The following is a 13,060-nucleotide window of genomic DNA, read 5'->3' on the forward strand; positions in this document are numbered from 1 at the left end:
TTCTTGGTTGTACTCAACAAAGTAAAAGAACAGCTGCCAGCCAGTGCGGGCTCAGCTTTCCGCAGCAACCAGATGGCCGCCGCCGACATCGTTCAGCGCCAGCTTCAGCGGCGCCTCCCCGATCCTGCGGGTGGCGCTTGGGATTTCCTGGTCGAGGCGCGCGAAGCGCGTTCTGCGCTGCGCCGGATCGGGCACCGGCACGGCGTCGATCAGCCGCCTGGTGTAGGGATGGCGCGGGTTGGAAAACACCTGGTCGCGCGTGCCCATCTCGACGATCTGGCCGAGATACATGACGGCAACGCGGTCGGAAATGTTCTCGACCACCGCCATGTCGTGCGAGATGAAGAGATAGGCGACGCCGAATTCGCGCTGCAATTCCTTCAGCAAATCGAGCACACGCGCCTGCACCGAGACGTCGAGCGCGGAGACGCTTTCGTCAGCGATGATCAGTTTTGGTCGTAGCGCCAGCGCTCGGGCGATGCAGACGCGCTGGCGCTGGCCACCGGAGAATTCGTGCGGGTAAAGCTCCATCTGGTCGGCCGACAGGCCGACACGCTCGAACAGCGCCCCCACTCGTTCGCGGCGCTCGTCCTTGGAGGCGATGCCATGAATCACCAGCGGCTCGGCGACGAGCTCGCCGACGCGCATGCGCGGATCGAGCGAAGCGAAGGGATCCTGGAAAATCATCTGGACGTCACGGCGCACCGCCTTGCGCTCGTCGCGGCCAAGACCGGAGAGATTGCGCCCGCCAATGACGATGTCGCCGCTATACGGCGCCAGTCCGGCCAGCGCCTTGGCGGTCGTCGACTTGCCGCAGCCGGATTCGCCGACCAGAGCAAGCGTTTCGTTGGGCGCAATCGAGAAGCTGACGCCCTCGACGGCGTGGACGCGGCGGGTGACCTGGCCAAAGATGCCGCCACGCAGATCGAAGCGGACATGCAGGTCGTTGATCTCGGCGACATTGGCCGGTTTCAAGACGTCAATCGCATCCCTGGATTTCTGTCGACCGACGCCACTGCCGATGCGCGGCACGGCAGCCAGCAGTTCGCGCGTATAGTCGGCCTGCGGCTGGACAAAAATATCCGATGTCGTGCCTTCTTCGACCATGCGGCCGTCGCGCATGACGATGACCCGGTCGGCCATTTCGGCAACCACGCCCATATCGTGGGTGATCAGGATGACGCTGGTGCCATGCTGGCGCTGCAGGTCGCGCAACAGCTCCAGCACTTCGCCTTGCACGGTGACGTCGAGCGCCGTCGTCGGTTCGTCGGCGATCAGCACGTCGGGCTCGAGCGCCAGCGCCATGGCGATCATCACCCGCTGGCGCATGCCGCCGGAGAGTTCGTGCGGAAACTGCTTTAACCGGCTTTCCGCCTCCGAAATGCGCACCGCCTTCAACGCCTCGATGGCGCGCCGGCGGGCTTGCGCCGACGACAGGCTGGTATGCGCCTCGATTGATTCGGTGAGTTGCCGGCCGATCGACAGAACCGGGTTGAGCGAGGTCATCGGCTCCTGGAAGATCATGGCGATGCGGTCGCCGCGAATGCGCCGCATCTGGCGTTCGTCGAGGGTTGCTAGGTCGGTGTCGCCCCGATTCCCATCCCGAAGACGGATCATGCCTGACGATATGCGCGCCGCCGGCTGCGGCAAAAGCTGCATGATCGCCAGCGCGGTCATCGACTTGCCGGAGCCGGATTCGCCGGCAATGCAGAGCGTCTCGCCGCGCGCCAGCGTCAGCGACAGGTTGGAGACGACATCGCGCTCGCCGTCCTCGCCGCGCACGCTGACGGAGAGGTTGGCGATGGAGAGGATGGGGTTGTCGGCGAGGGTCATTGTGGGTGGAGCCCTGCGACGGATTGGTTCCGTCGCACCATTCGCACAAACCTTGGCGCTGACCCCCACCCGGACCTCCGGTCCGACCTCCCCACAAGGGGGAGGTAGGGTGGCAGCGCTTTACCCTCCCCCTTGTGGGGAGGGTCGCTGCGAAGCAGCGGGGTGGGGGTGCGGCGCCGACGTACCGTCATTCAAACACGCAACGCGGAAAATAGAACGACACCACCCAGTTCGGCATGTCGACGATCTCGCTGATGCGCAGGTCCCCGCACACCGAGGCCAGCATATAGGCCTCGACCGGATCGATCTGATACCGCCCAGCAAGCAGATCGACCATCTGCGCCACCGCCTCCTTGGCGCCGGTCATCAGGTCCGGCCCGATACCCGTCGTCACCTCATAGCCCTTGGCGTCGAGATGGCGCGTCACCGGACCGGCGGTGGTGAAGCGCGGCGTCTTCAGCCTGGCGTCCTTGACAAGGTCGAGCTTGAGCACGACGTCCATCGGGCTCTCGATCGCCGTGCCGCAGACCTCGCCATCGCCTTGTGCGGCGTGCGTATCGCCCACCGAGAACAGCGCGCCGGCCACCTCAACCGGCAGATAGAGCGTCGTGCCGGCAGCGAGATCGCGGATGTCGAGATTGCCGCCGACCCGCCGTGGCGGCACCACCGAGTGAAGCCCCATCTCAGCCGGCGCATTGCCGATGGTGCCGGCGAACGGCTTCAGTGGTACGCGCGCGTTTTTCCCGAACAGCGCCGGTTCGAGCGCGGCTGCATCGTATTTCCAGATGTTCAGCGCCGGTTCCGTGAAGTCGTCGGCGAGCAGGCCGAAACCCGGAATGTTCGCCGTCCAGCCGAAGCCGGACGGTTTGAACATCTCGATCGTCACCTTGAGCGCGTCACCCGGCTCGGCGCCCTCGACGAAGATCGGCCCGGTCACCGGGTTGACCCCGGCGAAGTCGAGCTTGGCGATTTCGGCAACCGTGCTGTCGGCGTTCAGCTGGCCGCCGGCGGCATCGAGGCACTGGAACTCGATGGTCGCGCCGGGCGCCACCCGCTCGGCCGGGACAAAGGAATTGTCCCAGCCGAAATGGTGGTGGCGCCCATGGATGGTGTAGTCGCAGTTATTGCACATCTTTTACGTACACATTGTCGTAGTTGATCGGGATATGGACCGGGTCGACATAGAGGTTGTCGGCGCCGCCCATGCGCGCGGATTTCATGGTGAAGCGCTGTTCGTTGAAGACCGGCGCCCAGGGCGCGTCTTCCATCACCTTGTCGTAGATGGCGCTCCACATCTTGTCGCGTTCGCCGGCCTTTGCCGGGTCGACCACCGAATCCGCCTCGGCCGCCTTGGCGTCGAGATCCTTGTTGCAATACCACGACCAGTTCCAGCCGCCGGGCACCGCGCCGGCGCAGCCGAGGATCGGGCCGTAGAAATTCGACGGATCGGGGAAGTCGGCGATCCAGGCCATGCCGCCCGACCAGATCATCGGCGCGCCGGCCTTGTCACCGCCGGCGGCGATGACATTGGCCTGCGCCAGCGACTGGATGCTGGCCTTGATGCCGATCGCCGCCAGGTCCTGCTGGATCGCTTGGGCAATGCGCGGGTTGGGATCGGTGTTCATGGCGAACAGCTGCGTGTCGAAACCATCGGCATGACCGGCCTCGGCCAGCAGCGCCTTGGCTTTGGCTACGTCATAGGGATAACCCTTGTAGTCCTTGTCGTAGCCCGGCATCGACGGCGGCAGCGGCTGGTTGGCCGGCACGGCGCGGCCGTTGATGATCTGGATGATGCGCGCCTTGTTGAGCGCCATGTTGACGGCCTGACGCACCTTAACATTGTCGAACGGCGCCATGGTGGTGTTCATGGTGACGTAGCCGGTGTGCAGCTGACCGCCTTCGACGACACGCGCCTTCTGCTCGGGATCGGCCATCACCTCCTGGAACTTGGCCGGCGGAATGCCGTCGCCGGGAACATCGATCTCGCCCTTCTGCAAGCGCAGCAGCGCCACGATCGGCTCCTGGCCGATCTCGAAGGTGATCTTGTCGAGATGCGGCAGGCCCTTGTGCCAATAGTCCGCATTGCGCTCGAAGACGATGCGCTGTCCCAGCGTCCACTCGGCGAGCTTGAAGGCGCCGGTGCCGACCGGATGCTTGCCGAAATCGGCGCCATATTTCTCGACCTCTTCCTTCGGCACGACATGGGCGAAATTGATGGCCATGACATGCAGGAAGGTGGCGTCGGGCCGGGTCAGTTCGAACTTGACCGTGTAGGGGTCGACGACGGTGACACCGGACAGGCCTTCGGCCTTGCCGGCGGCGACATCGTCATAGCCCTTGATCGAGCCGAAGAAGCCGGCGCCGGGGCTCTGCGTCTTCGGATTGGTGACGCGGTCGAGCGAATATTTCACGTCGTCGGCCGTCATCTCGCGGCCATTGTGGAATTTCACGCCATGGCGCAGCTTGAAGGTGAAGGTCTGGCCGTCGGGCGAAATCTCGTAGCTTTCTGCCAGATCGGGCTTCAAATTGGTGGTGCCCGGCTCGTAATCCATCAGCCCATCGAACAGGCTCTTGATCATCGACCAGTTCTGCCAGTCATAGCCGATCGCCGGATCGAGGGTCGCAACATCGTCCTTGTAGGTGATGGTGATGGCGCCGCCTTGCTTGGCGTTGGGATCGACCGTGTCTTCGGCGCGGACGCTTGTCATGCCGAGCATGAGGGCCAAGGCCGATGCCGCGACTGTGGATGCGAGAAACTTTTTCATTGTTGTGTTCCCTTTCTCTGTTTCATTTTCATCTGAGCTTGATGCGGGGATCGATGAACGGCGCGATGATGTCGGCGAGCAGATTGCCGAGCACGATGGCGAAGGCCGAGACCAGCGTGACGCCCATGATGATCGGAATGTCGACGCGCTGGATCGCCTGCCACGCCAGCTGACCGATACCCGGCCAGCCGAACACGCTTTCGACGACGACGATGCCGCCCATGAAGATGCCGATGTCGATGCCGATCATGGCGATGACCGGCAGGATGGCATTCGGCAGTGCGTGGCGGAATATGATGGCGCTGCGCGCCAGGCCCTTGGCCCGCGCCGTGCGGACATAATCCTGGCGCAGGACGTCAATCATCGACGAGCGCATCATGCGCGCGTACCAGCCGGCGCCGAGTATGCCCATGGTCAGCGACGGCAGCACCAGATGGCGCCATGTGCCGTAGCCGCCGATCGGAAACCAGCTTAGCCGCACGGCAAAGACGTAGAGCAGCAACAAGCCGACGACGAATTGCGGCGCCGAGACGCCGACGAAGGAGGCCACCATCAGGGTCTGGTCGGTGGCGGAGCCGCGCTTGACGGCGGCGATCAGCCCCATCGAGAGCCCGATCAGCAATTCGCAAAGGATGGCGCCGACCATCAAAAGCAGGCTGGCCGGCAGCCGCGAGACGATGAGTTCGGTGACCTCCGAGCGCTGGATGTAGGAGCGGCCGAGATCGCCGCTGAGTAGCTTCGTCAGATAGTGCCAGTACTGGACCACGAAAGGCTGGTCGAGGCCGAGTTGCTGGCGGATGTTTTCCACCGTCTGCGGCGTGGCACTGCGGCCGGCGATCTGCCGCACCGGGTCGGCCGGCAAGAGGTAGAGCAGCGCAAAAGTGATCAGCGAGACGCCAAGCAGGATGAGCAGCGACTGGATCAGCCGGCGGCCGAGATAGGCGATCATGACCGGCCCCCCATTATTCCCGGCCCCTTTGCGTCGGATCGAGGATGTCGCGCAACGCGTCGCCGATCAGATTGAAGGCCAGCGCCAACGCGAGGATTGCGGCGCCGGGGAAGAACACCAGCCAGGGCGCGGCCTGGAAATAGGTCTGGTTCTCGAAAATGATGTTGCCCCACGACGCGGTCGGCGGCTGCACACCGATGCCGAGGAAGGAAAGCGTCGCCTCGAGCAGAACCGTGGTCGAGATGCCGAGCGTGCCCCAGACGATGATGGTCGGCAGCAGATGCGGCAGGATGTGGCGAAATAGGATGCGCGGCGCACTCGCCCCGATGCTGCGCTCGGCATCGATGAACTCGCGCTCGGCCAGCGATGAGGTCTCGGTGTAGATGACACGCGCCGTCTGCACCCAGTTGACCAGCGCGATGACCATGGCGACGATCCACAGACTCGGCTGAAACACTGCCGCCAGGCAGATGGCGAGCAGCAGCGCCGGGAACGCCATCATCAGATCGGTGAAGCGCATCAGCGCACTGCCGATCCAGCCGCGGAAATAGCCTGCGGTGACGCCCACCAAAGTGCCGATCAAAAGCGCCACGCCATTGGCGACGATGCCGATGATCAGCGAGGTGCGGGCGCCGTAGAGGATGCGGGTCAAGAGGTCACGTCCGAGCAGGTCGGTGCCGAGCCAATACTGGGCGCTGGGCGGCAGCGGCGAGCCCTCGATGGTCAGGCCGTCGAACATCTGCTCGTTGGGATCGTAGCCGGTCAGCCGGGGCGCCAGCACGGCGCCGGCGACAACAATGGCGACGATGACCAGCCCGAGCAGCGCCAGGCGGCGTTTGACCAGCCGACGCCAGACGCCGGCGCGCGGTTTTGCCGGCATGCGTACCGGGAGATCAGGCGCGATGGGACTGGTCATCGCCGCCTTCCTCATCCGTCATTGCCACGATCCTGCGCGCGGCATCCTCGACGCTGATCTGCCAGCTCATCGCCAGCGATCGCAGTTGTGCATAGGCACGCTCGTCATCGCTGCCTTTCGACAGCGCCGTCACCGCGCGCACAATGGTCTGGCGCTCGGCGACGCGCTGGCGCAGCGACGCTATCTCGCCGGCTAAATGCTTGCGTGCCTCGAAGCTCTGCCTTGCGATCAGCAATGCGCTGTACACACCGGCATTGCCGACCGGCTTCAGCAGCTGCGCATCGGCCTTGTGCGACAGCGCCCATTCGATACGCCCCGGCGCCTCGGAACCGATCAGCGCCACCAGCGGCATCGGCGCCTCACCGGCTTCCCACGGGAACTGCTCGTCGAAACCGAGATCGGCATCGAAGAAGACGAAATCGGCGGCGAGAGCTTCCGGCGGCAATTCCGGCCAGCAGTCGATCGTAGCCAGGCCGATGGCCGACAATTGCCTGGTGATGGCCTGCACCGTCGGATGCGGGCGATGCAGGATGAAAGCCCGCGCGCCGCCGAGATTGGGGATGCGCGTCCGCGTCATGACACCACCCTCAGACGCGGACGGCCGAATGTCTTGGCGGGGTCGTAGCGCGACAGATAGGGATCCGGCGCGACCTCATCCTCCTGGCTGACGACCTCGAAGAAGCCATCGGCGATCCGGCCGATGATCACTGGCAGCGTCGCGTGCTGGGAGTGGGCGTCGATGGCGATCGGCCCGAGCCGGGTGGAGAAGCGCCGCTCGGCGAAGGCCTTGGAAAATTCCGCCGGGCCGGCATCAGTGTTGCGCGACAGCACGTCGGCCATCACCTGCACCGAGGCATAGGCGGAGGCCTCGAAGGACGAAGCGAAGGCAGCCGGCCGGGGCGCGAAATAGGGCCCGACCGACAGATGCCCTTTCCCTGTCTCGCCGATCGCCGGCAACTCGCCTTCCGTGAGGTTGCAGGAGATGACGGGGCAGTTTTCCGGCCTGAATGCCGCATCCTCATCGCCCAACTCGCGGTAAGCCGCCAGGAAGGCATACGACGAGGTGCCGATCAGATTGTTGAGGATGAAGCTCGGCCTCGTCGCCCGGATTTCCGCGATCAACCGCGACACGTCGGTCTCGCCGATGCGCAGATAGCGCTCGCCCAGCACTTTGCCGCCGGCATCCGCGATCAGGTCGCGCGCCACGCGGTTCATCTCCCAGCCCCAAATGTAGTTCGAGCCGAGCAGGAAGCCGTTGGCGCCGAAACGCGGCACGACATGCGCCATCAGCGGAACCAGATGCTGGTTGGGGCAGGCGTGCATGTAGACGACATGCTCGTTGGCCTCGAACCCTTCATAGGGGCAGGCATACCAGAGCATGCCGCCGGCCTTCTCCAGCACCGGGATGGTTTCCTTGCGGCTCCACGAGGTGACGCAACCGACGACATGGCGCGCGCTGCTGGTCCTGAAAATGTCCTCGCACAAAGTCGCGTAGCGATCGGCATTACTTTGCGGATCGCGCTCGACCGGAACCAGTTCGATGCCATAGCTCCGATCGGCATTGATGTCGGCGATGGCGCGCGTGGCGCCCATCCGGCACGCATCGGAGACCAACTGGTAGCTGCCCGAGCGGGAATACAGGATGCCGATCTCGATACGCCGTTTCAAACCGATCCTCAGAAATGACAATGCCCCGCAGCCAGCGCCGGAGGGCGAGGCATACGAGGCATATTTGCCGCCCGGCGACCAAGGCCGGTATTTTGCGCTAGCGTATTCGGTCCGGCGGGTCAGTCAAGCGGGAAAGTACGTGGTCATGGGATCGGCCTTGTCCGGCTGCTTCTAGTTCCGCAGCGTGAACATCAAAGGCGCCACGACAGCCGTACCGGCCTTCTCAGGCGGTGGCGCGGGCACCGTCGCACCCTGCAGAATGCCGAGCGCGGCGCGATCGAGATCGGCGTCCCCCGAAGATCGGGTCAGCCGGACGGAGGTCACCTTGCCCGAAGCGCTGACGACGAAGGTCACATTTGCGGTACCCACGGCGCGCCGCGACCTTGCCGCGCTCGGGTAGCGCTTGTGCCGATTGATCCATCCGATCAGCTGGGAGTTCCATTTGCTTGCACTGACTGATGATCCACTCGATTGCGAAGCCTTCGGCGCCGACGCCTTAGCCGCTGCCTTTTGATCGACACTGGCGGTCACGATCGCTTTCGCCGGCGCGGCCTTTTCCTTCTTCTCTTTCTTTGCTTTCGGCTTGGGTTTTTCGGCAGCCTTCTTCGCCTTCTCGATCGGCTTGGTCTCCGCCGGCTTGGTCTCCGCCGGCTTGGTCTGGGGCGGCGGAATGACCACATCCGGCGCTATGGTCGGGACGATGTCGGGCACCACCTCATCCAGCGGCGGCGATTGATCGGGCTGCTCGGCCGCTGCCGTCTCGATCGGAGCGGCGGGTTGAACCGCTTCCGTCTTCTCGGCGACCGGCCCCGGCTGACCGGGCTCGGGCTCCACGACGGGCTTCAGTTCGGCAACCGCCTCCTCGATCTGGTTCGGCGGCTCAGGCGTCACCACGTCGGCCATCGAGTCCTCCTGCACCGCCGGCGCCACCATCATCGGCGACAGCTCGATAGCCACAGCCGGCGGCGGGCCGCCATCGGCCATGTTGGCCAGGCTGAAGCTCTGGACGGCATAGGCGATCGCGACATGCGCGCCGACAATGACAATGGCCGCAGCCGCCCACAAGCCAATTTCGCGCAGGCCGGCGCGTGGCGGGTCGGCCGCGGGTGCGGCGGCGGCCAGTTGCGTCACGGGGCGGCGCCCCGGTGCGCCGCGGATGCGTCCGCCGGCACCGTCTCCAGCCCCACCAGCGCGATCTTCAGATAACCAGCGCCGCGCAGCAGGTTCATCACCTCCATCAGCTCGCCATAACCGACCGCCTTGTCGGCACGCAGGAAGATGCGGGTCTGCTTGTCGCCCTTGGTTCTGCCGTCGAGCACCGCGGCGAAAGCCTGGCGCGGCACGCTGTCATTGCCGATCGCGAGCGTCAGATCGTCCTTCAGGGTCAGGAACAGCGGCGTTTCCGGCCGGGGTGCTGGCGTCGCCGTCGAACCCGGCAGATCGACATTGACGTCGACTGTCGCCAAGGGTGCAGCGACCATGAAGATGATCAGCAGCACCAGGATGACATCGATGAACGGGGTGACATTGATCTCGTGGTTTTCCTCGAGATCGCCATCGATAGCCTCGCGAATTCTAGCCGCCATAGCCCATCACTCCGCCGCCAGCGCGGGCGCCTGCGGCACCGTGCGGAAATCGAGATCGCGGCTGACCAGCCGCTCGACCCCGGCCGAGGCATCGGCAAGGAGCTGCCGGTAGCCGGCTATCGACCGCGCAAAGACGTTGTAGATGACCACCGCGGGAATGGCCGCGACCAGGCCCATCGCCGTGGCGAGCAGCGCCTCGGCGATGCCGGGCGCGACGACCGCGAGGTTGGTGGTCTGCGCCTGCGAGATGCCGATGAAGGCGTTCATGATGCCCCAGACGGTGCCGAACAAGCCCACGAAGGGCGCCGTCGAGCCGATCGTCGCCAGCACGCCGGTGCCGCGCGACATGCGCCGCGCCGCCGCCGCTTCGATGCGCGACAGGCGCGACGTCACGCGTTCCTTCAGCCCGTCGCCGGTGACATGGCCGAGCGCACCGGCCGAAAGGGCAGTCTCTTCCTCGGCCGCCCGCACCAAAAGCGCACCGGGGCCGCCACTGTTGCCAAGCGCGCGCCCGGCCTGGCGCAGCGTGGCGGCATTGCCGATGGCGCGCGCAGCGCGACGGGCGCCGAGCTTGCCGAAGAGAATCTCCAGCGATTTGGCCAGCCACACCGTCCAGGTGACCAGCGAGGCGAAGGCCAACCCGATCATCACCGCCTTGACGATGATGTCGGCGGCCATGAACATGCCCCAGGGCGACAGATCGTGCGGCAGCGTCAGCGATATTGCCGAAGGCTCGGCCTGCGCGGATGCACCGGGCTGGGTTGCCGGCTGTGGCGCGGTCGGCGCCGCCTGCCCGGCAGCTGGCGAAGCCGGCGCGACAGGCGCAGCCGGTGCGGGCTGTTCGACTACGGTTGGCGCCGACTGGGGATCTGCAGCGGGCACCGTCGTCACCCTGGGCTGCGTGTTTGGCTGCTCTTGCGCAGCAGCGCTGCCGGCCGACAGCATGACCGCGGCCAGCGCCGCCAACAAACCATTTCTGGACACGCTTCGTCCTCGCTTCGTCATTGCACGTAACCGATCGGCTGGCCGGTGACGGGATGCGGGAACACCCCCATCTCGACCCCGAAAACTCCAGCCACGGATTCTGGCTTCTCTCAAACGCGGCACCGCCGCTGGAAACAATTCAGGCGGCCGAGTGCCCCTGCTTGACTATAAAACATGAGTTTAGTAGTCAACAAACAAGATGGCTTTTTTGGCCAACGATTGTGGGCGCGATGTCTCAACGGCACATCGTCCTGGCATCGGTCTACCTGGTGTCGTCGCACTGAGGGATGGACGGCCCAGGGTTGCTGGGCCACGATGCCGAGCAGCAATTGAGGCAGGCTGCGATGATCAAGGCGATACCGTTCGATTTCCCCTATGACGGCCGGCTGGTGCCGGCAAACACCGCGCTGCTGGTCATCGACCTGCAGGAGGATTTCCTCTCGCCGACCGGCTATTTCGCCAGGAAGGGTTATGACCCCGCGCCGCTGCGCGCCATCCTGCCTACGGTCAACCGACTGATATCAGCGGCACGCGCGGCCGGCCTCACCATCATTCACACCAGGCAGGGATATCGCGGCGACATGGCCGACATGACGCCGTACGAGAGATGGCGCCGCAAGCGGGCGGGTCTAGAAGGCACCGACGTGCTGCTGCGCTCCGGCCCCGGCTTTCAGATCGTCGCCGAGATCGACGTCGCGCCGCACGACATCATCGTCGACAAGACCTGCAACAGCGCCTTCACCTATACGGATCTGGAGCTTGTGCTGCGCGCACGCGGCATCACCCATCTGATCTTTTCCGGCTGCACGACCGATGTCTGCGTGCACACGACGCTGCGCGAGGCCTGCGACCTCAATTTCCAGTGCCTGACCATCGCCGACGCCTGCGCCAGCGGCGACCAATACGCGCATGACGCGGCGCTGCATATGGTGACGGTGGAGGACGGGGTGTTTGGTGCGCTGACGGAATCTGGCGCGGTGCTGGAGGCGCTGGAGCGGTCGAGTGGGAAAGCTGGTTAGATTACCAAAGCGAAGGCGTTGGGAACCATTTGACGCTGGAGGGGCAGCACCCCCCTCTGGCCTGCCGGCCATCTCCCCCGCAAGGAGGGAGATCAAGTGCTCAACCGCTTTCGCCACTCTCCAACGTCGAAGAGCTGAGCGATACCTCGAAGCTGCCAATCTCCCCCCTTGCGGGGGAGATGCCCGGCAGGGCAGAGGGGGGTGTGAAGGAACGCTACGAAATAGCTTTCATTCCACCCGCAAATTCACCCTGCGTGAATATCCGACCCGCCCCGCGAGGCAAACGCGCCGGGCTGCGGCACCTCCGCCTCCCGGCGTGCCAGCGAGTTGCGCAAGAGCGCGATCGTCTCGCGGCCGACGCTGGCGATCTCGCGCGGCCGGTCGACACCGACGATCATGAACTCGCTGATGCCCAGCGCTGCATAGGGCAGCAGCGACAGGGCGATCTGCGCCGGTGGTCCGGAAAGTTCGACCGCCTTGTGGCCGACGGTAGAGGCGCCACCCTCCGAGCGGACCCGGACCGGAAGCGCAAAACGCAGCTTGCCGGCGCGGCCATGCTCGGCGGCGGCACTGCGCGCCCGTTCCATCAACTGGCGGATCTCGTCGAGCGAACCAGCCGCCAGTTCGAAGACGTCGGCATGGCGACCGGCGACCCTGAGCGCCGTGCCAGACTGGCCACCCATGCGGATGGTGATATCGGCACCGTGCGGTCCTTTACGCGGTACGTAGCCGCCCTTGATGCTGTAGAAAGCACCTTCATGGTCGAAGGGCCGGTCGTTCGACCACAGCCGCTTCAGCAGCACCAGATATTCGTCGATGCGCTGCCAGACCACGGTGTGGCCGACCGGACGCGTCTCGGCATCGTCGTCATCCAGCGGCTCGCTCAGCATCCTCAGCGCCAGCCGGCCGCCGCTCCTGGCGTCGAGCGCCGCCAGTTGCCGCGCCGCAACGGCTGGCGCGATCACGCCGGCCCAGTGCGTCAGCACCACTTCCAGCGACGAGGTGCGGTCCAGCGCCTGGGCGGCGATGTCCATATTGGTCAACAGCCCGGCCGGGTCGTCGACGACGATGTTCTGGAAGCCGGAATCCTCGATCAGCGACAGCTTGGTCGCCGTCTCGACGAAATCATAGAAGAACGGTACGGCCGAACCGGCATCGGCGGCGTGCGTTTTACCGGGAACATGCGTGAACTCGATCGGCATTGCCATCGCCTCCATCACGTTGGATGTATGTCGCCCCCGGTTTTAAGACGACGACATGCGTAAAAACAAGCATCAGCGCCAAAGCGCGTCCGCGTTCGGTTCATCAACTCCGGTCACTCACTGAAAGCGCTAGGTCGC

At 65.0% G+C, this 13,060-nt stretch carries 12 protein-coding genes; 1 reads left to right on the forward strand and 11 read right to left on the reverse strand.

Annotation, left to right across the window (positions count from 1 at the left end; translation table 11 throughout):
• Positions 1-51: 51 nt before the first annotated feature.
• From ACYG9V_RS03145 to exbB, 10 genes are all read right to left on the reverse strand, one after another.
• Positions 52-1,833, reverse strand: coding sequence for an ABC transporter ATP-binding protein (locus ACYG9V_RS03145; protein ID WP_023715886.1), 1,782 nt, complete (start codon positions 1,831-1,833; stop codon positions 52-54).
• A gap of 187 nt (positions 1,834-2,020) precedes the next feature.
• Complete coding sequence (locus tag ACYG9V_RS03150; RefSeq protein WP_023693232.1) at positions 2,021-2,965, reverse strand: acetamidase/formamidase family protein; 945 nt, start codon at positions 2,963-2,965, stop codon at positions 2,021-2,023.
• Complete coding sequence (locus ACYG9V_RS03155) at positions 2,955-4,550, reverse strand: ABC transporter substrate-binding protein (protein ID WP_460221783.1); 1,596 nt, start codon at positions 4,548-4,550, stop codon at positions 2,955-2,957. The genes ACYG9V_RS03150 and ACYG9V_RS03155 overlap by 11 nt, the downstream gene beginning before the upstream one ends.
• A gap of 76 nt (positions 4,551-4,626) precedes the next feature.
• Entirely contained in the window at positions 4,627-5,547 is a 921-nt protein-coding gene (locus ACYG9V_RS03160; RefSeq protein ID WP_023693234.1) for an ABC transporter permease, read from the reverse strand.
• A gap of 13 nt (positions 5,548-5,560) precedes the next feature.
• Positions 5,561-6,463, reverse strand: a complete 903-nt coding sequence (locus ACYG9V_RS03165) for an ABC transporter permease (protein ID WP_023693235.1) — start codon at positions 6,461-6,463, stop codon at positions 5,561-5,563.
• Complete coding sequence (locus tag ACYG9V_RS03170; protein WP_023693236.1) at positions 6,441-7,040, reverse strand: ANTAR domain-containing response regulator; 600 nt, start codon at positions 7,038-7,040, stop codon at positions 6,441-6,443. The genes ACYG9V_RS03165 and ACYG9V_RS03170 overlap by 23 nt, the downstream gene beginning before the upstream one ends.
• Entirely contained in the window at positions 7,037-8,131 is a 1,095-nt protein-coding gene (locus tag ACYG9V_RS03175) for a transporter substrate-binding protein (protein WP_023693237.1), read from the reverse strand. Before ACYG9V_RS03175 ends, ACYG9V_RS03170 begins: the two co-directional genes overlap by 4 nt.
• A 171-nt stretch (positions 8,132-8,302) precedes the next feature.
• Positions 8,303-9,262, reverse strand: a complete 960-nt coding sequence (locus tag ACYG9V_RS03180; RefSeq protein ID WP_352765168.1) for an energy transducer TonB family protein — start codon at positions 9,260-9,262, stop codon at positions 8,303-8,305.
• Positions 9,259-9,717, reverse strand: coding sequence for a TonB system transport protein ExbD (gene exbD, locus ACYG9V_RS03185; RefSeq protein ID WP_023710186.1), 459 nt, complete (start codon positions 9,715-9,717; stop codon positions 9,259-9,261). The genes ACYG9V_RS03180 and exbD overlap by 4 nt, the downstream gene beginning before the upstream one ends.
• Before the next feature lie 6 nt (positions 9,718-9,723).
• Positions 9,724-10,701 (reverse strand): tonB-system energizer ExbB, encoded by a 978-nt coding sequence (exbB, locus tag ACYG9V_RS03190; protein WP_352765166.1) that lies wholly within the window; start codon positions 10,699-10,701, stop codon positions 9,724-9,726.
• 344 nt (positions 10,702-11,045) lie between these two features.
• Here exbB and ACYG9V_RS03195 point away from each other — a divergent pair, with 344 nt between their 5' ends.
• The gene (locus ACYG9V_RS03195; protein WP_031215002.1) at positions 11,046-11,720 is read left to right on the forward strand and encodes a cysteine hydrolase family protein; all 675 of its coding nucleotides are present in this window, start codon (positions 11,046-11,048) and stop codon (positions 11,718-11,720) included.
• 245 nt (positions 11,721-11,965) lie between these two features.
• Here ACYG9V_RS03195 and ACYG9V_RS03200 read toward each other — a convergent pair whose 3' ends face one another.
• Positions 11,966-12,922, reverse strand: a complete 957-nt coding sequence (locus ACYG9V_RS03200) for an LLM class flavin-dependent oxidoreductase (RefSeq protein WP_352765164.1) — start codon at positions 12,920-12,922, stop codon at positions 11,966-11,968.
• Between the last annotated feature and the right edge of the window lie 138 nt (positions 12,923-13,060).

Source organism: Mesorhizobium sp. W016, from assembly GCF_054719485.1.